The organism is Bdellovibrio bacteriovorus (assembly GCF_001592745.1).
Classification (GTDB): Bacteria; Bdellovibrionota; Bdellovibrionia; order Bdellovibrionales; family Bdellovibrionaceae; genus Bdellovibrio; species Bdellovibrio bacteriovorus_B.
Window position 1 is genome coordinate 1,594,334 of sequence record NZ_LUKD01000001.1, and the last position, 23,643, is coordinate 1,617,976.

At 43.8% G+C, this 23,643-nt stretch carries 23 protein-coding genes; 10 read left to right on the forward strand and 13 right to left on the reverse strand.

What is annotated here, in order from left to right; translation table 11 throughout:
• Positions 1-4: 4 nt before the first annotated feature.
• Positions 5-991, reverse strand: a complete 987-nt coding sequence (locus tag AZI87_RS07695; RefSeq protein WP_063205983.1) for an SDR family oxidoreductase — start codon at positions 989-991, stop codon at positions 5-7.
• On the reverse strand, positions 988-1,572 hold the full coding sequence (locus tag AZI87_RS07700) for a phosphatase PAP2 family protein (RefSeq protein ID WP_253696545.1): 585 nt from the start codon (positions 1,570-1,572) through the stop codon (positions 988-990). The genes AZI87_RS07695 and AZI87_RS07700 overlap by 4 nt, the downstream gene beginning before the upstream one ends.
• 92 nt (positions 1,573-1,664) lie before the next feature.
• Between AZI87_RS07700 and AZI87_RS07705 the strand changes: the two genes are divergently transcribed.
• Together AZI87_RS07705 and AZI87_RS07710 are read left to right on the forward strand one after the other, a co-directional pair.
• Complete coding sequence (locus tag AZI87_RS07705; protein ID WP_063205987.1) at positions 1,665-2,417, forward strand: flagellar motor protein; 753 nt, start codon at positions 1,665-1,667, stop codon at positions 2,415-2,417.
• A 12-nt stretch (positions 2,418-2,429) separates the two neighbouring features.
• On the forward strand, positions 2,430-3,179 hold the full coding sequence (locus AZI87_RS07710; protein ID WP_063205989.1) for an OmpA family protein: 750 nt from the start codon (positions 2,430-2,432) through the stop codon (positions 3,177-3,179).
• A 59-nt stretch (positions 3,180-3,238) separates the two neighbouring features.
• Here the strand turns inward: AZI87_RS07710 and AZI87_RS07715 are convergent, their stop codons facing one another.
• From AZI87_RS07715 to AZI87_RS07730, 4 genes are all read right to left on the reverse strand, one after another.
• Positions 3,239-3,901, reverse strand: coding sequence for a hypothetical protein (locus AZI87_RS07715; RefSeq protein ID WP_063205991.1), 663 nt, complete (start codon positions 3,899-3,901; stop codon positions 3,239-3,241).
• A gap of 247 nt (positions 3,902-4,148) precedes the next feature.
• Positions 4,149-6,983, reverse strand: coding sequence for a hypothetical protein (locus AZI87_RS07720; RefSeq protein ID WP_063205993.1), 2,835 nt, complete (start codon positions 6,981-6,983; stop codon positions 4,149-4,151).
• A 125-nt stretch (positions 6,984-7,108) separates the two neighbouring features.
• A complete protein-coding gene (locus AZI87_RS07725; RefSeq protein WP_063205995.1) occupies positions 7,109-8,914 on the reverse strand; it encodes an Lnb N-terminal periplasmic domain-containing protein in 1,806 nt (601 codons plus the stop codon).
• Complete coding sequence (locus AZI87_RS07730) at positions 8,904-9,383, reverse strand: DUF3015 family protein (protein WP_063205997.1); 480 nt, start codon at positions 9,381-9,383, stop codon at positions 8,904-8,906. The genes AZI87_RS07725 and AZI87_RS07730 overlap by 11 nt, the downstream gene beginning before the upstream one ends.
• A gap of 82 nt (positions 9,384-9,465) precedes the next feature.
• Between AZI87_RS07730 and trxA the strand changes: the two genes are divergently transcribed.
• Together trxA and AZI87_RS07740 are read left to right on the forward strand one after the other, a co-directional pair.
• Positions 9,466-9,846: a thioredoxin gene (gene trxA, locus AZI87_RS07735; RefSeq protein WP_301335609.1), complete on the forward strand. Its 381-nt coding sequence runs from the start codon at positions 9,466-9,468 to the stop codon at positions 9,844-9,846.
• A gap of 43 nt (positions 9,847-9,889) precedes the next feature.
• Positions 9,890-10,351: a hypothetical protein gene (locus AZI87_RS07740; protein ID WP_063206001.1), complete on the forward strand. Its 462-nt coding sequence runs from the start codon at positions 9,890-9,892 to the stop codon at positions 10,349-10,351.
• 51 nt (positions 10,352-10,402) lie between these two features.
• On the opposite strand, the gene AZI87_RS07745 is transcribed toward AZI87_RS07740, so the two are convergent.
• From AZI87_RS07745 to AZI87_RS07775, 7 genes are all read right to left on the reverse strand, one after another.
• Positions 10,403-10,909 carry a peptidylprolyl isomerase gene (locus tag AZI87_RS07745; RefSeq protein ID WP_063206609.1) on the reverse strand — a complete coding sequence of 169 codons (507 nt, stop codon included), beginning with the start codon at positions 10,907-10,909 and terminating at the stop codon, positions 10,403-10,405.
• Between the two features lie 161 nt (positions 10,910-11,070).
• A complete protein-coding gene (locus AZI87_RS07750) occupies positions 11,071-13,371 on the reverse strand; it encodes a glutamine-synthetase adenylyltransferase (RefSeq protein WP_063206002.1) in 2,301 nt (766 codons plus the stop codon).
• Complete coding sequence (locus AZI87_RS07755; RefSeq protein WP_063206004.1) at positions 13,364-14,746, reverse strand: PD40 domain-containing protein; 1,383 nt, start codon at positions 14,744-14,746, stop codon at positions 13,364-13,366. The genes AZI87_RS07750 and AZI87_RS07755 overlap by 8 nt, the downstream gene beginning before the upstream one ends.
• 10 nt (positions 14,747-14,756) lie before the next feature.
• Positions 14,757-15,590: a cell envelope integrity protein TolA gene (locus tag AZI87_RS07760; RefSeq protein ID WP_063206006.1), complete on the reverse strand. Its 834-nt coding sequence runs from the start codon at positions 15,588-15,590 to the stop codon at positions 14,757-14,759.
• Positions 15,587-16,003, reverse strand: a complete 417-nt coding sequence (locus AZI87_RS07765) for an ExbD/TolR family protein (protein WP_063206610.1) — start codon at positions 16,001-16,003, stop codon at positions 15,587-15,589. The genes AZI87_RS07760 and AZI87_RS07765 overlap by 4 nt, the downstream gene beginning before the upstream one ends.
• 8 nt (positions 16,004-16,011) lie before the next feature.
• Positions 16,012-16,749, reverse strand: coding sequence for a protein TolQ (tolQ, locus tag AZI87_RS07770; RefSeq protein WP_063206008.1), 738 nt, complete (start codon positions 16,747-16,749; stop codon positions 16,012-16,014).
• 72 nt (positions 16,750-16,821) lie between these two features.
• A complete protein-coding gene (locus AZI87_RS07775; RefSeq protein ID WP_253696546.1) occupies positions 16,822-17,688 on the reverse strand; it encodes a hypothetical protein in 867 nt (288 codons plus the stop codon).
• A 213-nt stretch (positions 17,689-17,901) separates the two neighbouring features.
• Here AZI87_RS07775 and AZI87_RS07780 point away from each other — a divergent pair, with 213 nt between their 5' ends.
• Genes AZI87_RS07780 through AZI87_RS07805 form a run of 6 tightly spaced genes read left to right on the forward strand, consistent with a single transcriptional unit; the run spans position 17,902 to position 23,640 of the window.
• Positions 17,902-18,357, forward strand: a complete 456-nt coding sequence (locus AZI87_RS07780; RefSeq protein ID WP_063206012.1) for an RrF2 family transcriptional regulator — start codon at positions 17,902-17,904, stop codon at positions 18,355-18,357.
• On the forward strand, positions 18,347-19,798 hold the full coding sequence (gene sufB, locus AZI87_RS07785; protein ID WP_063206013.1) for a Fe-S cluster assembly protein SufB: 1,452 nt from the start codon (positions 18,347-18,349) through the stop codon (positions 19,796-19,798). Before AZI87_RS07780 ends, sufB begins: the two co-directional genes overlap by 11 nt.
• Before the next feature lie 24 nt (positions 19,799-19,822).
• Positions 19,823-20,572, forward strand: a complete 750-nt coding sequence (gene sufC, locus AZI87_RS07790) for a Fe-S cluster assembly ATPase SufC (RefSeq protein WP_041872487.1) — start codon at positions 19,823-19,825, stop codon at positions 20,570-20,572.
• A 21-nt stretch (positions 20,573-20,593) separates the two neighbouring features.
• Entirely contained in the window at positions 20,594-21,850 is a 1,257-nt protein-coding gene (gene sufD / locus AZI87_RS07795) for a Fe-S cluster assembly protein SufD (RefSeq protein ID WP_063206014.1), read from the forward strand.
• 3 nt (positions 21,851-21,853) lie between these two features.
• Positions 21,854-23,083, forward strand: coding sequence for an aminotransferase class V-fold PLP-dependent enzyme (locus AZI87_RS07800; protein WP_063206015.1), 1,230 nt, complete (start codon positions 21,854-21,856; stop codon positions 23,081-23,083).
• Positions 23,080-23,640, forward strand: a complete 561-nt coding sequence (locus tag AZI87_RS07805) for a NifU family protein (RefSeq protein WP_063206016.1) — start codon at positions 23,080-23,082, stop codon at positions 23,638-23,640. The genes AZI87_RS07800 and AZI87_RS07805 overlap by 4 nt, the downstream gene beginning before the upstream one ends.
• The last annotated feature ends 3 nt before the right edge of the window (positions 23,641-23,643 follow it).

The window sequence follows — 23,643 nt, forward strand, 5'->3', positions numbered from 1 at the left end:
AACCTTACTTCAGTAAACCTTGATCTTTCATCCATTGAACACTGTTATGGATGGCTTCGCGCGCTGGACGAGGTTTAAATCCTAATTCCTTTTGAGCTTTGGAAGAGTCAAACCAGTGATACATCGTTGCCGTGTAAGCGTTTTCTCGACTCAAAGGACCTTTAAGTCCCAACTTTTCCATTGTATCGCCGATAGCACCCACAGCGTGTAAAACTGAGTCCGGCATTTGGTAAGGAGGAGGTTTTACTCCCGCTTCGGCTGCGATCATCGCGAAAAGATCCTTAATCAGGATATTTTCTCCAGATAAAATATAACGTTCGCCGCTTCGTCCATTTTTCCAGGCACTCAAAATTCCTTGAACCACATCCTCAACGGCAACAACGTTCACGCCTCCGGAAGTATAGAACTTGAGTTTTCCTTGAGCGACTTTCAACTGCATCTTGCGACTGCCCTTTTTGGCATCCCCAGCACCATAGATGGTGGATGGGTTTAACATGACGGCGTTGATTTCACCTTTGTCACAAGCTTTCTTAACAATCTTTTCGGCTTCGTGTTTCGTTTCAAAGTAACCTAAGTTTAAGTCTGAAATGTTATAAGCCGATTCTTCATTCAGAACATCTTGAGGTGTGTAGCCTGCGCCGATAGCAACTACGGAAGAAAGATAAACCAGACGACGCACTTTGTGTTCACGACACACGGACACCACGTTTGCGGTTCCTTCGACGTTCACTTTATCCATAAGATGGCGTTGTGATTTTTTGTAAGCAATGACTCCGGCAAGGTGAAAGACAGTATCAGCGCCTTTAAAGGCTTCTAATAAAGAGTGAACGTCAGTCACATCACCATGAACGTATTTGCACTGAACACCGGAAAGTTCAGAAAGGTCACTTTTAGGGCGAACAAGGGCATAAACATGATGTCCTTCGTTCACTAAAGCGCGAGTAACCCAGCTTCCTAAAAATCCGTTGGCACCTGTAACTAGAACTTTCATGGTGTGACTGCCTTCTTTTCATCCATTTTGGACAGGATCTTTTGACATAAAAGCGCAAAGAGAATTCCAAATGCCATTCCTAACAGAGCTCCGCCGAAGACGTCGGTCGGGAAGTGAACTCCGTTGTAGACACGACTATATCCGATAAGGGTGGCTAAAGCATAAACCGGAATTGCGGCTGCAGGAAACATGATGGCGGTGAAAGAGGCAAAGCAAAACATATTCGTCGCGTGATTAGAAACAAAACTGTAACCGCCATAAGGAGCGCGGACCACGACATGCAGTCCTGGCGTATCACCTGGCCGAGGCCTTTGGATTGTTTTTTTGAATGCTTTGTTACCCACTCCATCCGAGATTGAGATAGCGGCAAGACAAAGAAAGAAAATGACGAGACCTTTTTTTATGCCACGTCTCCACATAAAAAGACCCAGCACAATGGGAACTAAAACTGTTTTAAAGAACGAAGTTTTATGTAGATCCGTAACGAATGGAAAAAACTGATCTGCCCAAGAGGCAGTCCATTGCGAATTGATCAACATCAAAAGGTTTTTATCGAGACTCAAAAGAAAATCTAACATCATGACGACTTTACCTTAGTTTTTCACCCGCAGAAAGTCTAGGTCTTCAGGTGGTCCAAGTGTCAGCGTTAAACTCGTGTGGCACTATTTTGTTTATGGATAAAGCAACATGGTTTGGCCTCCTTGTAGGCTTCGGTGGGATATTGCTCGGGAACCTACTTGAGGGCGGGCACATCAGCTCTTTAATGCAGTTTACGGCTTTTGTTATCGTTCTTGCAGGAACACTCGGTGCCGTGATGGTCTCTAGTTCAGAGAAAGACTTAAAAACCGGTTTGGGTCTGGCAAAAAAGGCCTTCAATAAAGAAGAAAGCCAAGCTAAAAAGCGCATTCAAGAAATCGTGGATTGCGCGCGCTTTGCTAAAAAAGAATCTATTCTAGGCTTAGAGCCTCGCATCAACAAAATTGAAGACCCATTTCTAAGAAATATTTTGCGCAATGTTGTTGATGGTGTGGAAGCAGAAAACATCCGCGATATTTTCGAAACACAAATTCAGACTGAAGAAGACGAACAACTTGCTGGTGCAAAAATCTGGACTGACGCGGGAGGTTTTGCTCCAACGATCGGTATTATTGGTGCGGTGCTGGGCCTTATTCATGTCATGGGCAATCTAACAGACACTAGCAAGCTGGGAGCGGGTATCGCTGTCGCTTTCGTTGCCACGGTTTATGGTGTAAGTTCCGCCAATTTGCTATTCTTGCCATTGGGAAATAAATTAAAACGCAAAGTTCAGTCAGACTCTCGCGAAAAGCAAATGGTGCTGGAAGGTGGCCTTCTTATCGCTAGTGGTATGAATCCAGTCGTCCTTGAACAAAAGCTATATGCCTTCTTAGACTCAGAACAAAGATAGGTCTAAGACAGAATGGCAAGAAAACACAAGAAACACGAAGAACATGAAAATCACGAGAGATGGCTGGTCTCTTACGCGGATTTTATTACGCTTCTTTTTGCTTTCTTTGTGGTGATGTATGCGACTTCGACTGAAGACGCGGAAAAACAAAAAGAATTTGAAGATTCGATCAAATTGGAACTGCGTCTGACCGGACGTGGTGGTTCTGATAGCGCAGGCAATGAGCTTGAAAATGCGATCGCTGAACTGGTAATGCCTTTGGGAAACTTCCCCAAAAAAGGTGGCCCTGGCGAAGTTGAAGATTATGTTGTTCGTTCCTTGGATAAATCCATGGGGGCTCAGCAAAAGAAAGAGTCCATCCAAGATATTTATCATGATGCTGTCGGTGTTCGTATTGCGTTGGCAGCATCAACTTTCTTTCCATCAGGCTCTGCGAAGCTGAAAGCCTCTGCTTTGAGCTCTTTAGATAAAGTGGCCGAAGTTCTTAAATCAAATACAAAACGCATCATCGTCGAAGGACATACCGACGATACTCCGATTCAAGACAGCCTATTTCCGAGCAATTGGGAACTGGCGGGTGGACGGGCCTCCGCAGTGGTTCGCTATTTCGTGAAAGTGCATCAGCTGGATGCAAAAAGATTTATTTCTATCTCATATGGCGATCAAAAACCGATCGTCCCTAATGACACTGAAGAACATCGTTCGATGAATCGTCGTATCGAAATCTTCATTGTGACCGACGATAAAAAAGTGGAAATCTAGAAAATAAAAAAGCCGAAGCTTAGAAGCTTCGGCTTTGGTGGTTCGATTTACAATTTAGATTAAACGCATTCTTTAAGTTTTCTTACGATCTCAAGAGCTTTTGCGCGATCTACTTTTTTCACTTCCATGATAGCTTGAACGAAGTTGTCTTCATTCTTTTTAGAAGCTGAAGAGTTGTTCAAGACATCATATCTTTCGATGATTTGAGTGTAGGAATCTCTTTCTGCTTTAGAGAAATCCGTTAGCATTTTTGTTGGAATGTCATTTTCCATTCTATCAAGAGCTTTGGACGTCACTTCCATTTCTTCTTTCGTTAGATTCGATTCTCTGTCGAGTTTTCTCATCCAACTATTAGCAATTACTTTTGCTGAAGCGTCAGCAGAATCTCTTAGGGATTTTCCTTCGGCGGCATCAGTTTTAGATACTTCACCACTCATTTTTTTGGCCGCTACGATCGTCATCATCGATTCGATGCGCGCTGGGCTGTCTGAAAGAGATTTAGCAATGTCAGAAGCATGACTAGGAAGTTCGACGGCTTTTGCGATCGCTTCATGAGCTTCTTTGCTTTTTTGGATTTTAGTAGCCGTGCCACCTTTACCATATGCAAACTCTTTGATTTGCTTTGTGTAGTCCACTAGCAACTCACGAGAAGTTTTAACTGGTGCTGCCACTGCAAAAGAAGATGCCAAAACGATAATTCCTGTTACAAATGCCTTTTTCATACTCTCTCCCTAATTTTGTAAATCGATACAATGGATTAATAAGCAAAAGACTTACCAGGTCCTTAGGCACTCTATACGCATTAGTTCTAACTGAAGTGTCAGAGATCTAACGGAGAGCGTTTTTTGTTAGTCGGATCTCGTTTTGAGACGGGGCCTAAAGCCATAATATTACAGGATTATTCAAAAACGAAAAAAGGGCGTGGAGATTTCACGCCCTTCAAATTACCGGTACTTCAAATTGTCGATTTTAGTGCTTACCTGGCATTGAGATGCCTCTCATGGCATCTAGCCTTGCTTGAATTTCGTTATTGAACTTTTGTTGTTCAATATCGAGTTTCTTTAAGTTTCTGATCTTGCTCCAGCTAACGGCATTAGCCATCGATCCATACATCATCACTTCGGTCGCCAAGCCTTGAAGCTGTTCCAAAGCAGTAACGGCAACATTGCGCTGTTGTTTGTTCAATTGAACAACGGCACCTTCTTGCTCGTCTCCGACACCTAGAGCTGTCGCAAGCTTTTTTACAGAACCTTGGATGTTTTGAAGTTGTTCCTCAAGCTCATAGTTTTCAAGGTCGGATTCAACAACTTCACGGCCTTCTTTATTGGTAACCTTAATACGTTTCATCATGCCGTTAAGAACAGCGAATTGATTTTCTACTTCTTTCAATGCTGGATGAGTTAAATCCTTTTCAAGGATGTGCGCGATATCAACCTTAAATTCAGAAGAAGGTTGCAGCAAATCACCCAAGATCGAAAGATACACTCTTTCTTCTTGGAATGCAGAATTCATGGCGCCGTTGTAAACCGGACCACCTTCCAAATAGCGACTGCGAGTTGTCGAATCGAAATAAATTTTCAAAGTTTTCACTGGATTCGTTACCAAAGGACGACCATTGAAGAACTTACGACCTGGGTAATAAACGGCTTTCACCATCTTAGCGACGATTTCGTCATAGCTTTTGCCATACTCTTCAAATGCTTTTTGCATTTGTGCTTCTGTTCTTGTTTTCCACCAATTCTGGAATGCCGATTCTTCAGCAGTGCCGATGACTGACGGACGAGTTTCGTGGATAAGATAGTCAATAGCGCCTTTGTACTGCTTTTTTCTGTCAGCAGTTTGAAGAGGATATTTATAGATATCTTTAGGCATAAGTGGAGCCATGCCTAAGTGATTGCAAGCATTAAACTGATCTGCCGGATTTCCGATCTGCGGTGGCAAGAAGACCGATGGATATCCGCGAGAATTCTTAATAGCTTGACCGCCATTTTCAACATCAGGTCCGCACAGCATCTGCATGACTAAATAGTCAGTTACCTTTGGAGTCATGAAAAGACCCACTTGGCGATAGTACTTCGCACCTTTCACAGTTTCTTCATTCATCGGCGCATTTGCATAGGATTCCACCCAACCGCGACCGGGCTCCATCATTGGGTAAGGCTTACCGAAAGACCCATAGATCTTTCTAAGAAGATCGCGGTAAACCATAGATGTAGAGATGTTTTGCATAGCGATGCCGATTTCTTCGTAAAGTTCAGAAAGACCAGCACCGATAACGTCTCTTTCGGTAGAGCGAATTTTTTCAAGAATGCCCGTAATCTTTTTCTTTTCTGGCGGATATAAATACTTCGCGTCTTCGCTTTGAAGAAGAGCATCAGCATTTGCTAAACCTTCTTTGATAGTTTTCAACTGCATACCTTCTAAAACTTGCGGTTTTAGGTAGTAAGTATCTTTCATGTCGTCCGTAAGGCCTTTAGCGACGACACCGTTGAATGGATAAGTCATAGTCAGGAATTTATTGGGAGCACTTTCGTCCCGGGCTTTTCTTACTTCAGAAACAAAAGCATCATAGAACGAATAGCTCGTATTAAACATAGATGTCATTTGGTGCAAAGCCTCTGACCAGTTCGAGTGAGCCTCGTACACCTCAGACATATTCATCATACGCCAGTCTGTCATCTTTTTACGGAAGTCTTTCATTTCTGCCTGAAGATCTTTGTCGTCAGCGGCCCAACGGCTTTTCTTCATAAGATTCATTTTATCGTTCAAGCGGTCATTGACGTCGTAGAAATCGGCACCGTCGTACATGTTTTTCCATGTTGAGACCACGATGCGGTTCAGCCACATGTCGATAGCTACGAACGCCGTGATTTGCAAACCTTTTACTAGAAGAAGACGGATGCCTTTAAGGTGCATTGTGCCTGGAACCAACCAAAGAGCGATGTCTACACCTGTGATGCGCAATACAGTTTTAGTAAGAACCGACTGAGCCACACCCGCAAGACCTGAAGAGATCAACATAGAAACGATGCCTGGTGCGAACTCCCAAAGTTTCTTTTTCAGAACAAGGTATTCATAGGCTTTAGAACACGGATCTGCATCAATGCCGTTAGCTTGATCTTTCTCAGAAATCTTTCCACCCATCATGACTTTTGCACACGCCATAACATTTGGATCAGACGCCACTTGAGAAAGGTAAGTTTGCAAGAAAGCTCCGACCGTCATTCCAAGGTAAGGAATCATGTGGTGGAACTTAGGATTTTTCATATACATAGAAAGAACATTGGCCGTAACACCTTGTGAATACATGAACGTAAAGAAACCAAAAACACCAATAGGCGAAAGGGAGTGCTCAATGTGTTGTTTCATCGCAATGGGATTTTGCGAATAGTTCGTAATAAGCTGACCTGCAACCACAGCTCCCATCGCTACGAAGAAGATCGCAGATTCAGCAGGAAGATTTCTTACAGAGTGCGACCAAGAAGCTTTAGAAGCTTGTTTTACGCGCACCATTTCTTCCATCAACATATGATTTAAAGATTTTGGAGAGTACTTGCGAAGTTCACCTTCTTCAGCAAAAGGAACTTCCATAGCTAACTTATTAGTATTCTTATCGTAAACTAGCGCTTTCTTTTCATTAGGATCTAATGTCAGACGGTATCCGAGTGGTTCCAAGTAATCGCGATAATGAGCTAATTGCGCCTTATCTTTTTCCGTCCACTCTGGGGCAGCCGAAGCAATAACTGGCGAAAATACCATATTGAACGTGGCGATCGCAGTAAGTGTTTTTTGGAACCATTTCATGGCTGCTCCTTGAAGACGGTTGTGTCTCACACTGGATAGAAGCAAGCTTTGGGCCCTTTAGATAAAATATAGAAGAGCTTGGCACGTCTCATTGTGAGACAGGACGAAACTAGGCACCCTGGTGTCTAGAATATGACAGAGGCGGTAAATTCGGGGAGCTCATCCCTCACGCGACCTTCGAAACGAATTTCGAAATTAAGAACATCGAAAGAGACACCGGCCTTATTCTCAAAAAAGCCACGGCCTTCAGAAGTATTGTAAAGATACTTGGTACCGACCAGAGCACGCATTCCCGGTGTCTTTGTCATTAGTAAAATTTCCGGACCTAAATAAGGTTGAGCAACCTCTGTCAGATTTAAGTTTTCAGAGACGCCAAGCAATGAAATCCTAGTGGCTTCAAGAAAAGAAAAATCAAAACTAAATCCGGCCGCCAAGTTAAAATAGGGGACAAGTTTTGGCATAGTTCCAACTTCAACTCGCCAAGAAACGGGAGTATCCAAAGTGGTCACCGGCGCCGTTGAAAAAGATTTTAAAAGCACGGCTTCATAAAGATCCAAATTTTGATTCTCTGAAAAATAGCGAAAATCAAAACTCAAGATTTCTAAATGAGAAAATGGCGAAAGCCCACTGTCATCGGATAAAAGATCGTGAAAAGCTCTGCGAAACTTAAAGCGATAAAAGTCTTCGTGATCAAATTGACCGTATCCTAAATACCAAGCCACAGAATTAGGACTGCTTAAAGGTGACCTCGGTTGAGGAATCTGCACAGGAGATGTTTGGGGCCCCAGTCGCGCACGCGTTACCGACAAAGCATATTTCTCATTTTTATATTCTTTTTCCTCTCGATATTCTTTTACCGCTAGATAGCTGATAGAGGCCTCAAGAGTTTCGGCTTTTTCTTTCACGTCTAAACTTGCGAGTGAAGAAGTGTCTTGGTGTCGCACTATTTTCTTAAGTGCGTTTTTCTGAGCTAAATTTAATCCGGCGTAACGAGCTCGCCACTCTGTTTGAAGTGAAAGTCGCAGTTTTTCATCGGAAAGCAACCAGTGATCGTTCAATGTTTTAACGGTGTCCAGGGGGATCGTCGCATCATGGAACTGGCCCGACAGATCTAAATGGGGTTTTGCAACTTCAATAAGTTCCAAAATTTGCTGAGAGCAATTATCGCTTAAAAAATAATAATCAGCATAGCTGCCCTCAAGCTCAAGCAAATGATCGATTAAAAACGAAACTTCAGAGGAGGAAAGATTTAATCGATACTCCCAAAGGTTTCTTCCTTCGAGGTTCGTGTACTCGCGCATTTTCTGATAATAGGGAAGCATCGAATAATTTCCGGGATAAAAACCAAAAAGCCCCTTCAAGGCGTAAAGTGCGCCACCATCAGGTCCGGTCATCGCAGCATAGTTGATTCCGTAATCGAGAAGTTCCAATTGCTTTACATTTTTAGGGTTATGCAGGCGAAGAAAAGTGTGACCGAAGCTAGAACCCGCACTATTCAAATCACTTGAAGCAAAGACTAAAAATAATTCTGTGGCACCCAGTTGCTTTTTCCAGGCATCGCGCTCGGGGCAGGCGACGATATCTTGCGCATCCATCTTAAGCGCGCCTTTCAGCCATGACGTGCGCGCAAGGTAATGACACTGATACTTTTTAGCACTCTCGTCAGAAGAAAAAAGAACCTCGATGGTCTTTAATAGTTCTTCACGCGGACTCACAGAACCTTGTGAAGAAAGAAAGAAGTTTCCTAACAGAGGAGACTTAAAATCACCAAGCCAAGTCTTGCGATAATGACCCAAACGAATCCACTGAGGATCTTTCCACATCTCGCGTTCGATAGCTTGTTTTTGATAGGCAGAGACTTTATCTAAAGAAAAGCCCCACGTAAAAAGTGGGGCGATAAGAAAAAGACAAAAAAGGAAATTACGAACCATGACACATTGTATTTAGATCACTCTGTGTCGCAAGTTCTCTGTTTAAATTTTGCACTAGGTCTGAAGCTGTTGTGTTTGCAGCAGGGATGATTCTTTCATAAGAGCTTTGCGTGAAAGAGCCAAAAGCTTTTTGAGAAGCTTCATTATGGCAGCCTTTCATTTGCGCCAAAGTCGCTAATTTTTCACCATGACCTTGCGCCATCTCGCGAGAAAGATCTTCTTGATTCACTTCCACGAAGTATTGAACTTCTTTTTCAGCCATAACCAAACCGTGAGCGTTGCAACCGGAAGTACCTGAAGTAATACCGAAAGGTTGAGTCAAAGTCGTATTATTCGTCGTCATTGCAAAAAGTTGCAGAAGTTTTGTGTTTTTAGAAATTACCATGCTGCCCAAACCACAACCAGCATCGCCAGCGGCCCAAGCATTAGCTCCAAATAAAACGATGAACGACAAAATTAACTTTTTCATCCGTGAATCCTCCATAAGTTTTATTAAATCGTTGCGTATTTAAGTTTTAACATCAAAGCTTTTAGTAGGTGCAAAAGCATTCATGGACCAACGCCTAAGGAGGATATTCACGATGGCTGTAATGGTAATGACGAAAGACAACATCAAAGAAACTGTCGAGAACAACCAACTTGTGATCATAGATTTTTGGGCAACCTGGTGTGGGCCTTGCCGTCGTTTTGCGCCTATCTTCGAGGCCGTTGCCTTAAAGCATCCCGATGTGGTGTTTGCAAAAGTAGACACAGATGCTGAGCTGGAGCTGGCTTCGCAGTTTGAGATTAAGTCAATTCCTACTCTGGCAGTTATTAAAGAGGGCGATATTATTTTTGTGCAGCCAGGTGCTTTACCCGAAGAAATCCTCGAACAGGTTGTAGAAAAATCAAAAGAAATCGACATGGAAGAAGTCCGCAAACAAAATTCTTAGAAATAAGATGCCAGGGCTCTATTTAATTGATAGATAGGGCCCCATGAAAAAGACTCTATTCGCTCTTATTTTATCAGCTTCTTCATACTCTCAAGCCATTACTTGGGAGGTCTATGGTCCTTGCGACGACAAGCCCGTTCATCACGGCAAAGTCGATGTCGATTTAAATAAGTCGGTTGGGGACATCACGGTCGCAATTTTCGATGCGAACAAAATTCCTTATATCGGCGGGCCCGAAGGCATGAACTCTATCATCAATACGCCGACGGGGTTGGATTCGTTAGAAATTGTTTCTAACTCTGAAATGCGTGCCTACGGCTGGTGTTATGCGATCAACGGCAGCACTCCTTACAAAATGCCCAATGTGCTGAATCTGAAGTCTCAAGATGACAGACTTGTTTGGTATTATGGCTACACCACCAACAAAGAAAATGTGTGGCAGGACGATATGTGTACACCGGCGTTCTGGGTTCGTTCTGAACAATTTTGTCCTAAGAAGAAATAAAAAAAGCCCGATGTTTCCATCGGGCTTTTTAGTTTTTAAATCAATTCGAAACTATTTTACGATCTTAACGTGTTTGATCACAACAGCTTCAACTGGGCGGTCCATCGGACCCGTTTTAGAGTTCTCGATAGAGTGAACTACGTCCATACCTTCAACAACCTCACCGAACACTGTGTGACGGCCATCCAACCAAGGAGTTGGAACAGTTGTTACGAAGAACTGTGATCCGTTTGTATTTGGACCCGCGTTCGCCATAGAAAGGATGCCTGGTTTATCGTGTTTTTGTTGGCCAGGAGTGAACTCGTCTTCAAAACGGTAACCTGGGCCGCCAGTTCCAGTTCCAAGTGGGCAACCACCTTGAATCATGAAATCTTTGATAACACGGTGGAATACCAAACCGTCATAAAATGGCTTTTTTACTTTGCTGCCAGTTTTAGGATCAGTCCATTCTTTCGTGCCTTCAGCCAAACCTACGAAGTTTTCAACTGTCTTAGGCGCTTTATCGCTCAAAAGCTTAACTTTAAAGTTCCCTTTAGTTGTTTCAAATAGTGCGAACATTTCCTTATTTCCCTTCTTCGTCGTTTTTGCGTCGGTCTTTGCGTCTGCGCGGAAACTGAAAGCCGCTAACAAGAATGCAAATAGGTAAATCCAAAATACCTTTTTAATATCGATATTCTTCGACATTTTTACTCCCTGACTTTTGTCCAACTCTCTCACTATTAGTGAGGCTGCCTGCGAGGGTCAAGTGCCTTCAGGAGTGTAATATTCCCGTTGATCAGACGAGAAACTTCCAGTTGTAATTCATCAGGAGAAATTTGGAGCGCTAAGGCAAGCGCTTGAAAGGACTCGTGATTTGCATGCAGTTCCACGAGAGATTCTGACGCAACAAGTTGAAGCATTTGTTCAATTTGACGCAATCGATCGTAATTCTGCTGAAGAACAGATCCTTGCTCACCCATGGCCGCAAGAAAACTTGCCGTGCCTGAATTTTTCGGAGTGATTTTGTGAAAAAGGACAAAGGCTTGCGCCGCAAGTTCTACGTCCACCAAACCGCCTTCGCTGTATTTCAAGTTCGATGCAGAAGGCACTAAAAGTTGCGTGCGGATTTTTTCAAGCTCCAAAAGATCCGCATCTGTGAGGCCACGATGGATATAGGATTGCAAAGGAGACACTTCGTCGTTCGCAATAAAGCGCGCCTTTAAATAAGCCTGTCGCTCCCAAGCCGAGGCTTCTTTCGACAGATAATCTTCTAAATCTTTGCGAGGAATTACGATGGGACCTGCTTTTCCAGAAGGACGAAGACGCATATCTATAGAATAGATATTTCCTCCGCGATGCGGTTCAGTCAGCCGGGTGATAAATCTTTTAGCGACTTTAAAATCATTTTCCGTGGGTTCATCAGGAACGACGAAAAGAAAATCTAGATCTGATCTAAAACCTAATTCTTCTCCGCCCCATTTCCCTAAAGCCAAAACTTGAATGGCAGAAGGGTGATCGCGCTTCAAAGCGCGCAACAGATTTTCAACAACGAGATCCGCAGTTGACGTCAGATTCTTAACCAATACAGGCAGATTTTTGTCTTCGAGATACTGACTTCCATTGATGACTTCCGAAAGAAGCTTTTTTTCCGCAAGTTCTTCCAATAAAGATCCAAGATCTTCTGAAAGTTTGTCCTGCATGCGATACACGAAACTGTCTAGTAGTTCTGGCCGATTGCAAAGAATGCGTGATAGATAGGGCGAATGACCAAAAAGCCAAGCCAGCTCTTGCAATAATTCCTTTTCTCGCAAAAGCATCGAAAAGAAGGAAGCTTTCGCACGTGTACCATGAATAAAATCTTTTAAAAGCAAAAGCCCACGATGGATGTCCCCTTTTTGTTCACGCAAGGTTTCTAAGAAGGCTGCTAAAAACGCTTTACGGGCAAGCTCGTCGCGATTTTTATTTCGCGAAAGAACTTCTTGGCCCAGAATTTCCTGCCAAAGTTCTTGAATTTGATTTTCCGGAAGGCCGAGCTTTTTTAACTCTTGTTCTAAAGAAAGATCCGAAGGAGCTTCACCAAGAAGTCCTTTCACGATTTGATCACAGCGTTTCATCTGCGAGGGGAGGCTTTTTAGTGACTGCGTGATGAACTCTGGGTGTTCGTCTTGTGTATTGATCAAATGTGTCTGTTCATCGTTAAGCGCTTGAACATAGTTTTCGATACTTCGTAAATTCCAATAGTGCGACTTCAAGAACTCCGCTTCATCCGAAGGCAAAAGCTGCTTTTGACTGAGAAGATTCAGCGCTTCCGTGGTTCCGCGCACTTGCAGGTCAGGATCTTTGCCTCCGTGAATGACTTGCAAAGCATGGGCAAAAAGTTCGACGTCTCGGATGCCGCCGACACCGAGCTTCAAATCAATCACATCCGCTGTCGTTCTGGCCCAATAGTGACTTTGAATTTTGGAGCGCAAAGTTTTTAAGTCTTCTAGAAGTGTAAAGTCCAAGTGCTTGCGAAATGAAAACTTTTTCGAAAAAGAAAGGACTTCCCTTTCAACATCGCTATCACCACAGATGGGTCGCAGACGGACAAATGCCAATCTTTCCCAAGTTTCACCGTAGTTGCCGTAATAGTCTTTGAATTGATCTAACGTGGGAATGAGCGGACCCTGCTTTCCGCCGGGCCGTAAATCAAAATCCACGCGAAATACAAATCCCTGGAAAGTTCTTTCCGTCAGAAGCTTTTGAAATTTACGAAGAGACGAAAGCGAAACATCATTCCCGGTTTCAGCAACCAGCAAAACATCTACGTCAGAGCTTAGATTCAATTCTAACGAACCCAACTTGCCCAGGGCAAAGAGGGCTATTTTCTGTCCTGAAAAACAATGTTGAAATGCGATTTTTAGAAGACTATCTGCAGAGTGACTCCACTCAAGACAGATTTTGGGGGCGGATTCAGAGTTATTTTTTGAAGCCAGAGCGAAGCGAGACCAGATCTCGTTTCGCTCTTTTCTAAGTTGTTCCTCTAAAGGAAGATTACTCAAGGTTTTTAGACCACTTCGGCTTGTAGTAGTTGTAGTTGTCTGTCGTCACGCGACGCTCTTCAGTTCCGTCGACTGTGGAAATATAGATCTGATTTTTTCCAGTGCGGTTGCTTGTGTACATGACAAAGCGACCATCCGGAGAGAACGAAGGATCTTCATTGCTAGCCCATTTTCCGTTGGGCTGTTTTGCGGAAGTCAGACGAATCATTCCAGTGCCATCTGCATTCATCACGAAGATGTCGAAGTGATCTTCACTTTGACCCGCGAACGCGATTTTTGATCCGTCTGGAGACCAACTTGGCGAAGAGTTAAACACACCCGCGAAAGTGATACGTTTCACCGCCGAACCATCGCCATTGGCTGTGTAAATCATCGGACGACCGGCGCGATCTGAAGAAAACGCAAGTTTTCCGTCATTAGACAGAGTGGGTTCTACGTTCATTGCTCCCGAAGGACCGTTAGTGATTTTACCCACCAAAGTTCCATCCAAAGTCATTTTGTAGATATCAGGATTGTTTCCCTGAGAGATCGTCAAATAAATGTGACGATTGTCTGGCGAAAACGCCGCTCCTGAATTAATCCCTTGGCGATAAGAAATTAAAGAGCGACGGCCCGAAGCCAAGTCTAATAGAAGCATGTCTGCGTTTCTGAATTTAGCACCAACACGTTTCACGTAAGAAGTGTAAGCGATTTTCTTTCCGTCAGGAGACCACGCCGGAGAAATTGAAATACTGCGATGGCTGGAAACCTGATCCATATTCGCGCCATCCCAGTCCATCACAAAAATCTCTTTTGTTTGCGCGCCGGCGCGATCTGAAGACGCCACAACTTTTGAAAGGAAAGGGCCTTCTTTACCAGTTAAAGCTTTAAGAACGTCGTTAGAGAATGTATGAGCAATACGACGTGCGCTCGAAACCGGCCCTTTATACTTTTTGCCTGCGATCAAGTTCGCACGAGGGACGTGGTAAAGGTAAGTTTCTAAAGTGAGTTCATTGCCTACAATAGAATATCCTGCGCGAATCAAGAAGTCGGCCCCAATAGCTGACCAGCTTTGAAACTTAAATCCATTTGGAGAACCCGGTGCGGGCATCAAACCCGTTTTGCTAGTGTCTTCAAGGAAAGCGCTTTGGCTGATGAACTGGAAATAGGCCGACACTGTCAGATCATTAGTGATGGTATTAAAGATCTCTACACCGACAGATTGATTTTTGGAACCCGATGAAGGAGAGCCAAAATATTGCAGAGCGGGCAAAGCCAAAAGACTTTTCTTTGTACGAGCTTCACCAAGTTTAATATAGATACCGCTCGATTGAGCTTGAGCGAACAAAGGACAAATACTTAGTACAAGGAGCAAGGCTAAGAGCTGCTTCATCATGTGTGATCTCCTATTCTGGGAATCCAATCAGAATTCCATCTACGGATACGATGGCTAAAAACTTCTCTGGCGGCGCAGGGAAGGGAGCCGACTTATCAATAGTTTGTAATACTTCCTCATCGTAACTGGGATTTCCACTGCTTTTAACAATTTTTCTTCCCAAAATGTTGCCACGTGAATCAATGAACACTACGGCTTGGGCTTTGAAGTCTCGCTTCGCCAACCACTCGGGAAGGGCCCAATTGTTTTTGATATGTTTATCTAAGTCAGAGGCGTATGTGTCATGTTGAAGTTTTGTGAGTCCGGTCAACGAAGTTCCCGGTGACAACACATTGCCTTTGATTTTTTGCGCACCGGAATCAGATTTTCCCGCACCGGCTGCGGCCTTTCGCTTTTCTTCAGCGACATCATTCTTGATTTTATCTAGGGCCGCCATGGCTTTTAGTTTTTCCAGCGCACTTTGCTGTTGCGATTTTACTTTTTCAAGATTTACGCCGTCTTCTTTTTTAGCAACAGGTTTTGCGGGCTCTGGCTTTGGCGGAGTTTTCTTTTCAACCACTTTTTCAGGTGGTTTTTCCACAGTTTTTTCCTCGGCCTGATTCTTTTCTGGCAAAGCGGCCTTGGCCTCTTCTTTCGCGGGCGCAGGCAAAGTTTTAGGTTCTACCTTATCCGGAAGTCCCACCATATCAACTCGGACCGCTTGAGAAAAATCAATAGGCTCGGGCGTAAAGAAAACAGCCTTCAGTGTGAACACTGAAATAATAGCCGCGTGCAGAGCAATAGAGATCCCTATGCCGCGAGAGAGTTGGTCATCTTGCTGTTTTTCTTCTTCTAAGTAGTTCACTGATCTTTTGGAACCGTGATAAGGCCGATGTTAAAGATCCCTGCAGCACGTACTTCCGCCATGGCTTCCGCGACGAAGCCGTAATCTACTTTGCGGTCTGCTTGGATATAAACTTGTTTGTTCTTTTTATTTTCAAAGATGGCTTTTAATTTTGGACGAAGCTCGTTCATGGCAATTTTCGTTTTTGCCACGGTCATCTTTTGATCCGGTCCAATCACCAAAACAAAAGGCTCTTCGTTCAACTCCACTCCCGAGGAAGAGGTCTTCGGAAGATCCACTTCGATTCCCTGTTGCATCAGCGGAGTCGTCACCATGAACATAATGAGAAGCACCAACATGACGTCCACTAACGGCGTCACGTTGATCTCACTTAATGTTGCGCGGCTTTTTGATTTTCCGCCACCATTACCCATTCCCACGATTAGTTTCCTTGGAAGAAGTTGCGTTTAACGATGTTCAAGAAGTCCGCATTGAAGTTATTCAAAGCGATTTCTTGTTTGCGAATGCGAGAAATAAAATTGTTATACAAAACAACGGCTGGAATCGCCGCCGCAAGACCGATCGCTGTTGCAATCAATGCTTCCGAGATACCAGGAGCAACAACTGCAAGGCTTGCTGTACCAGTTTGACCGATTTTATGGAAAGAACCCATGATCCCCCAAACCGTTCCGAAAAGACCGATGAAAGGACCTGTACTTCCTGTTGTCGCTAGAACAGTTAAGCGAGATTCCAATTTAGAAATTTCGTTTTCAGAAGCCTTATTAAGTACACGTTGAAGATTGTCGATGCCTGAAAGAATTGGCTTATCGCCCTCTGTTTTCGCTAGCAAAGGCGATTCAGAGATCTTTTTCATTTCAAGGTATGCCGCTTTAAACACACGCGCGATTGAAGAGTCGTTGTACTGGTCGATGTCTTCATAAAGAGTATCCAGAGAATTCACTTTCCAGAATTTGCTTAAGAAAAGCTCGTCCGAGTTAGTCATCTTCTTAAACGTTTGATATTTCGTAAATCCGATGGCCCAGCAAAACACGGAAAGCAGAATAAGGATAAGAAGAGTTAATTGGACGACAGGGCTAGCTTGAAAAATCGCATCCATGGAGCTTGTGTTCACTGACACAGAGGGTGCGGCCTGAGCCACGTTAACAAATAAAGCGGACATATCTTGACCTCCGATATGGGACGCATCGATCCCTAAGGTAAAAAGATATGTCCAAATGGTCCTGAGTTCAACCTATTGAGCAGGACCTTGGCCGAGAAGATGAAGTAATTGTGGTAAATTGTCCGTGATCAAACCATCTGCCTTGTAGCGACTCGCTTCAGCAAATTGAGATTCACTTTGAATAGGACCCAAGAAAATTCTTTTTTTGCGACGACGCATTTCTTCAATGATGTCGTCATTGAATGCGGGGCGTTTCATCAAAGTAAATGGTGCGATGAAAACATCTCCAGCAAATTGCGTCGATGGAAGAATCCACATCGAATCAAATGTCAGCATACGCATAAGATCCGGAGTGCTCGTTCCATACACCCACTCTGGCTTGATCTCTTTGATCGTTTTCATAATGATCAAGGCGTCACTTTGAATAAGAGTTCGCTCGTTGGGTTTTAAATCTTGGATCGTACTAACTAGCGTCGTATGAGCGTCTGCTACGTTATCTACGACATTCAGGATGAAACGAGTTTGCGGAAACTGTTCGTAGTATTCTTTGAGGGCCGGGGTGGTTTTATAGAACTCGTTGATTTGCTCCCATGGATATTCATTCAGCTTTCCACCAATCATGATAGGTGTTGAGGGATTTTCCTCTTGCAGCTTGCGTTTCATATCCAGGAATTCAACATCGCGAGAAGCGGGCAAAATAAAAGGCGTCTTTTCGCGGGAAAAGCGCACATCCAACCAAAGAACGACGTCAGACTTGGTTTTCACAGCCTCTTGCGCTTTTTCGAGTGTGTCCGCCTTTACGATGATGAGCGGAGCCGGGCCCGAAAAGAAGGCGTGCTCATAGGCTTTATAGTGTTGGCCCAATCCCCAAATACGGGCGGACAAAATAAGAATACCGACGACGGCAAGGCTGCAAATGGTAATGAAAAAGATTCTCATAGGACCTTCGTATAGCACCCTAAGGCATTGAAATCAGCAAATTTTTCCAAAACTCGATGATTCTTTTCTGTCACAGTCTTAAATACGTTAAAATTAGGCGTATTTACCCTTGTTTTTCATTTCACTTTCGTTTAGAAACGGGGTCATAGCCCTACTGTGGACGCACATTTAGATGCCCACTGAAAGCAGCTCAAAAAGAGCAGAGAACGAATCATGAACAAGATCAACCGCAAACTCGAATACGCCCTCATGGCTTTAAAGCACATGAGTAAAAAGATTCCTGGCGAATTGACGTCCGCGAAAGAAGTTTCCGATTCTTTTAATACGCCTTTTGATGCGACAGCTCGAGTTATGCAACAAATGGCACAAAAAGGAATTCTTCGCGCCGAATATGGTGCTAACGGTGGTTATCAAATCACGAAGGATCTTTCTAAAGTCTCTATCCACGATCTTGTGGAAATCATCGAAGGCCCAACGGCTTTGGTGAAATGCCTTCACAAAGAGGCTCCTTGTGAAATTCAAGGAACTTGCAACATCGTTTCCCCCATCACTCAACTTAATCATCGTCTCACGGAATTCTATCGAAGCCTGAGTTTGAAAGAGCTGCTTGTGGATAAATCATCATTAGCTGGCAAAAAGTCAGCGGAGGCAGAGGCTCATGGACAATAAATCCTCCAACAACCCTCTTGAGTCTTACGAATACAAATACGGTTTTACGACAGATATCGAAACCGACGACGTTCAAAAAGGTTTGAACGAAGACATCATTCGTTTGATCTCGCAAAAGAAAAATGAACCTGAATGGATGTTAGAATATCGCCTGAAGGCTTATCGTCATTGGTTAACAATGGTTGAGCCCACATGGGCGCATGTTTCTTATCCAAAGATTGATTTCCAGGATATTCGTTACTATTCCGCTCCGAAAAAACAGGCGGAAGCCGACAAACCAAAATCTTTGGACGATTTAGATCCCGAGTTGATCAAGACGTTTGAAAAGCTGGGCATCCCTTTGTCAGAGCAAAAGCGTATTTCTGGTATTGCCGTTGACGTAGTTTTTGACTCTGTCTCTGTCGGCACAACACACACAGAAGTTTTGGATAAAGCCGGAGTTATCTTCTGCTCTATTTCTGAAGCTGTGCAAAAGCACCCAGAGCTCGTTAAAAAATATTTGGGTTCGGTTGTTCCCTACACTGACAACTACTATGCGGCTTTGAACGCAGCTGTTTTTACAGATGGTTCGTTCTGCTACATCCCTAAAGGTGTTCGTTGTCCGATTGATCTTTCCACTTACTTCCGTATCAATGCGAAAGACACCGGTCAGTTTGAAAGAACTCTTTTGGTTTGCGATGAAGGTGGTTACGTGAATTATCTTGAGGGCTGTACGGCGCCTCAACGTGACGAAAACCAATTGCATGCCGCTGTTGTTGAATTGGTAGCTTTGGACGATGCAGAGATTAAGTATTCGACAGTTCAAAACTGGTATACGGGTGATAAAGAAGGCCGCGGTGGTATCTACAACTTCGTAACGAAGCGTGGAAAAGCGGCCGGCAAACGTTCAAAAATTTCTTGGACTCAAGTGGAGTCAGGCTCTGCGATCACTTGGAAATATCCTTCTTGTATCTTGCAAGGCGATTATTCTGAAGGTGCTTTCTATTCTGTGGCTTTGACTCATGATCTGATGCAAGCCGATACCGGCACGAAGATGATCCACATCGGTAAGAATACAAAGAGCACGATCATCTCTAAAGGTATTTCAACGGATAAGTCTTCAAATGCTTACCGTGGCCAAGTAAAAATCATGCCTTCAGCAGAAAACGCGCGAAATTATTCTCAGTGTGATTCGATGCTTGTGGGCGATAAGTGCAGTGCCAGCACTTATCCTTATATTGAAGTGAAAAATAAGTCTGCCATGATTGAGCACGAAGCGACGACTTCACGTATTAGTGAAGATCAGATCTTCTATTTGCAATCTCGTGGTTTGGATATGGAAAAAACAATTTCGATGCTCGTTAACGGTTTCTGTAAAGAGGTCTTTAAAGAATTGCCTCTAGAATTTGCCGTAGAAGCCGTGAAGTTGATTGAAATGAAATTGGAAAATAGCGTGGGTTAATCCCGCGACGTAAAGGTAAGAGTTATGTTAGAAATTAAAAACCTCCACGCACGTGTTGAAGAAAAAGAAATTCTTAAAGGCTTGAACCTGACAATCAAGCCAGGTGAAGTTCATGCGATCATGGGACCCAACGGCTCTGGTAAATCGACTTTATCTAAAGTTCTTGCGGGTCACCCTGCATATGAAGTGACTGGCGGAGAAGTGAAGTATGAAGTGAACTTCCAAATGAAAAACCTTTTGGAACTTGAGCCAGACGAAAGAGCGAAAGAAGGTATCTTCTTGGCGTTCCAATATCCTATCGAAGTTCCAGGCGTTTCAAACTTTACGTTCTTGCACACGTCTTTTAATTCGATCTTGCAACATCAAGGTTCTGAGCCAATGCCTGAAGGGGAGTTCCGTGAATTCCTAGTTCAGAAATTAAAGCTTGTTGGTATGAAGCCCGAGTACTTGGATCGCCCTGTAAACACCGGTTTCTCTGGCGGTGAAAAGAAGAAAAATGAAATTCTGCAAATGGCGGTTTTATCTCCGCGTTTGGCTCTTCTTGATGAAACAGATTCAGGTCTTGATATTGATGCTCTTCGCATTGTTTCTGAAGGTGTGAACAAACTTCGTCGCAAAGACAACGCGATCGTGATGGTCACGCACTATCAAAGACTTCTTGATTATATCAAGCCTGACTACGTTCACGTCTTGTTGGGTGGAAAAATCGTTGAGACAGGCGACAGCTCTTTGGCCTTGAAACTTGAAGACAAAGGGTATGACTGGTTGACGTAAGTCAGCCGTCGAGGTGAAGAAATGAATTTGCTTTCAACCTATGAAAAATTCAGTCAAACACAACCGGCAGAAGGAGCTCTAGCGTCCTTCCGCCAGGCTGGCTTTGACTATGCCTCTCGCAAGGGTCTTCCGACTCGTAAAGATGAAGAGTGGCATTATACCAGCGTAAAAGTTCTGGGCGAAACTGAGTACACTCCGAGTGCAGTGAATCCTTTTGAGCCTAGCCACGACACAGTGGTGACGATCAAAAAGTATTTGAATCCAGAATTTATCAATATCGTTTTCTTTAACGGTGTTTTGAATAAAACTTTATCTGAAGAATTGCCGATGGGCTTTTCTTTGCGTGAGCTTTCAGAGTATCCGACTCAATTCGATGATACTTTTGATGCTCTCAACGGCGCTTATCTTTCTAAGCCGTTTGTTCTTTCGTTGGCGAAAGAAACCTCTGTGGAAAAACCTGTGAATTTCGTGTTTTTCACTTCTACAGAAGGCGGCAAAGCCTTGATGGTGAATCCGCGTATTTCAGTAAACATCGGCGCGCGTTCCTCTGTTAAAATTTTGGAAAGCTACTATGGACCAGCCACTTCTTATTTCGTGAACTCTGTGATGGATCTTCACGTCGGTGAAAGTGCGAAGGTCGTTTACGTGCGTGTTCAAGGTGAAGGGGAGTCGGCGGTGAATATCGGTCGCACTCGTCTAACTGTTGAAAAGAATGCGAACGTAGAAAGCTTGGCTTTTGCCACAGGTGCGATGTTGTCTCGTCACTCTTTGGACGTAACTTTGACGGGCCAGGGTTCTTCGACAGAGATCTTGGGTGTTTACGCCGTCAGCGGCAAGCAACACGTTGATAACACTTCTTTGATCAACCATCAGGTTGGTGAGTGTCACACGAATCAGCTTTATAAAGGCATCTTGGATGGAGAATCCCGCTCAGTATTTAGCGGTAAAGTTTTAATCCAAAAAGGCGCACAAAAAGCAGACTCTGCTCAGCTTAATAATAATTTACTTCTAAGTTCTAAGGCTGAAGCGGATAGCAAGCCTGGTTTAGAAGTTTATGCTGATGACGTTAAGGCGGCGCACGGCTCGACTGTGGGTCAATTGAATCGCGAAGAGCTTTTCTATTTGCAGTCGCGCGCGATTCCTAAGTCTAAAGCGATCCCGATGCTTAGCTACGGATTTTTATCTGAAGTTATTTATAAAATTTCTGACGACAGCATTCAAAAATGGCTGACTCGTCATTTGGATGAAGCGTTCACGCGTCTTCATGTAATTGGATAGGAAATGAGTCAACTAGAGCAGATCTTCACCTCAGTAAGAAATGAATTCCCTGCCCTGACACAAAAGGTGCATGGGAAGAATTTGATTTATTTGGATAGCGGCGCAACAACGTTGAAGCCGAAGTCGGTGATTGATCGTATTACTCATTTTTATTCTTTCGAAACTTCCAACGTGCACCGTGGCGCGCATTACCTGGGTGATGTTGCTACTCAAGCCTTTGAGTCTGCTCGCAATAGCGTGGCTCAGTTCCTAAATGCCCGTATGCCAGAAGAAATCGTTTTTGTTCGTGGAACCACTGAGGGCGTGAACCTGGTCGCTCATTCGTGGGCGATGATGAATCTAAAAGAAGGCGACGAAATTCTTATTACGGTGATGGAGCATCACGGGAATATCGTTCCTTGGCAAATGGTCGCTGAAAAAGTTGGTGCTAAAGTGCTGGCGGCCGATATTTTAGATAATGGCGAACTGGACATCGAAGATTTTAAAAAGAAACTTTCTTCTAAAACAAAAATGGTGGCTTTTACTGGTTGCTCGAATGTTTTAGGCACAAACAATGACATGAAACTTTTGACGAAACTGGCTCATGAAGTCGGAGCGAAAGTTCTTATTGATGGTGCGCAAGTTGTTTCTCAAGCCAAAGTCGACGTTCGGGACATCGATTGTGATTTCTTTGTATTCTCGGCCCATAAAGTTTTTGGTCCTTTTGGTATGGGTGTGGTTTACGGAAAGAAAGAAATTCTTGATGGAATGTCTCCGTATCAAGGTGGCGGAAGCATGATTGCGAAAGTCACTGTGGAGAAAACGACATATAACGATGTGCCTTTTCGCTTTGAAGCGGGAACACCGCATATTGAAGGTGCGGTCGGATTGCACGCGGCGATTGATTTCGTCAACCGTATTGGACTCGATAAAATCCACAGCTATGAAATGGATCTTTTAAAGTATGCGACTGAAAAGTTGTCAGCGATTCCAGATGTGAAAATCTTCGGAACTTCTGAAAACAAAGGTCCTATTCTTTCCTTTAATATTAAAGGGGCTCACCATTCTGACGTAGGTCAAATCCTAGATCAGGAAGGTGTAGCGGTTCGCGCGGGCCACCACTGTACTCAGCCTTTAATGACTAGACTGGGTGTTCCTGGAACCGTTCGCGCTTCTTTTTCCGTGTATAATAATCATCAAGATGTTGATGCTTTAGTAAAAGCCGTGGTGAAAGCCCGGGAGATGTTGTTATGAGCAGCCAAGATGTACTCATCCGTATTCAAGCGACTCCAAACCCCAATGCTTGGAAATTTGTATTGGATCGCCCTGTATTGAATGAAGGTAAAGCCACTTATGCTGATGCTAAAGAAGCTGATCAAAGCTTGTTGGCTTCCGCTTTGTTTCAAGTTGAAGGTGTTCGTCAGGTTCACTTCTTCCAGAATGTGATCACGATCACGCACAACTTCGATGCGGACCCTGAAGAAATTCAAAAAAATGTTTGTGCCGTGATTCAAACGCGCATGCCGGTGCACAATCCAAATCAAACGCAAATGGACGAAAAGAAATTGCGTCGTGCTAGTCTTCCGCCAGAAGTTCAGCGCATTGAAGAGATTTTGGATGAAACAGTTCGTCCTGGTCTGCAAGGTGATGGTGGTGACTTGGATGTGGTGAAATACGAAGACAATAAGCTTTACGTGTTTTATCAAGGGGCTTGCGGAACTTGCCCTAGCGCGACGTCAGGAACCTTGATGGCGATCGAAGGAATTCTTCGTGATCAGTTCAATTCCGAAATCGAAGTGATTCCGGTTTAATTT

What these genes read in the sequence shown, in the direction of transcription:
- AZI87_RS07695 (WP_063205983.1), bottom strand. Translation starts at nt 991, where the DNA reads ATGAAAGTTCTAGTTACAGGTGCCAACGGATTTTTAGGAAGCTGGGTT.
- AZI87_RS07700 (WP_253696545.1), bottom strand. Translation starts at nt 1,572, where the DNA reads ATGATGTTAGATTTTCTTTTGAGTCTCGATAAAAACCTTTTGATGTTG.
- AZI87_RS07705 (WP_063205987.1), top strand. Translation starts at nt 1,665, where the DNA reads ATGGATAAAGCAACATGGTTTGGCCTCCTTGTAGGCTTCGGTGGGATA.
- AZI87_RS07710 (WP_063205989.1), top strand. Translation starts at nt 2,430, where the DNA reads ATGGCAAGAAAACACAAGAAACACGAAGAACATGAAAATCACGAGAGA.
- AZI87_RS07715 (WP_063205991.1), bottom strand. Translation starts at nt 3,901, where the DNA reads ATGAAAAAGGCATTTGTAACAGGAATTATCGTTTTGGCATCTTCTTTT.
- AZI87_RS07720 (WP_063205993.1), bottom strand. Translation starts at nt 6,983, where the DNA reads ATGAAATGGTTCCAAAAAACACTTACTGCGATCGCCACGTTCAATATG.
- AZI87_RS07725 (WP_063205995.1), bottom strand. Translation starts at nt 8,914, where the DNA reads ATGGTTCGTAATTTCCTTTTTTGTCTTTTTCTTATCGCCCCACTTTTT.
- AZI87_RS07730 (WP_063205997.1), bottom strand. Translation starts at nt 9,383, where the DNA reads ATGAAAAAGTTAATTTTGTCGTTCATCGTTTTATTTGGAGCTAATGCT.
- trxA (WP_301335609.1), top strand. Translation starts at nt 9,466, where the DNA reads ATGGACCAACGCCTAAGGAGGATATTCACGATGGCTGTAATGGTAATG.
- AZI87_RS07740 (WP_063206001.1), top strand. Translation starts at nt 9,890, where the DNA reads ATGAAAAAGACTCTATTCGCTCTTATTTTATCAGCTTCTTCATACTCT.
- AZI87_RS07745 (WP_063206609.1), bottom strand. Translation starts at nt 10,909, where the DNA reads ATGTTCGCACTATTTGAAACAACTAAAGGGAACTTTAAAGTTAAGCTT.
- AZI87_RS07755 (WP_063206004.1), bottom strand. Translation starts at nt 14,746, where the DNA reads ATGATGAAGCAGCTCTTAGCCTTGCTCCTTGTACTAAGTATTTGTCCT.
- AZI87_RS07765 (WP_063206610.1), bottom strand. Translation starts at nt 16,003, where the DNA reads ATGGGTAATGGTGGCGGAAAATCAAAAAGCCGCGCAACATTAAGTGAG.
- tolQ (WP_063206008.1), bottom strand. Translation starts at nt 16,749, where the DNA reads ATGTCCGCTTTATTTGTTAACGTGGCTCAGGCCGCACCCTCTGTGTCA.
- AZI87_RS07775 (WP_253696546.1), bottom strand. Translation starts at nt 17,688, where the DNA reads ATGAGAATCTTTTTCATTACCATTTGCAGCCTTGCCGTCGTCGGTATT.
- AZI87_RS07780 (WP_063206012.1), top strand. Translation starts at nt 17,902, where the DNA reads ATGAACAAGATCAACCGCAAACTCGAATACGCCCTCATGGCTTTAAAG.
- sufB (WP_063206013.1), top strand. Translation starts at nt 18,347, where the DNA reads ATGGACAATAAATCCTCCAACAACCCTCTTGAGTCTTACGAATACAAA.
- sufC (WP_041872487.1), top strand. Translation starts at nt 19,823, where the DNA reads ATGTTAGAAATTAAAAACCTCCACGCACGTGTTGAAGAAAAAGAAATT.
- sufD (WP_063206014.1), top strand. Translation starts at nt 20,594, where the DNA reads ATGAATTTGCTTTCAACCTATGAAAAATTCAGTCAAACACAACCGGCA.
- AZI87_RS07800 (WP_063206015.1), top strand. Translation starts at nt 21,854, where the DNA reads ATGAGTCAACTAGAGCAGATCTTCACCTCAGTAAGAAATGAATTCCCT.
- AZI87_RS07805 (WP_063206016.1), top strand. Translation starts at nt 23,080, where the DNA reads ATGAGCAGCCAAGATGTACTCATCCGTATTCAAGCGACTCCAAACCCC.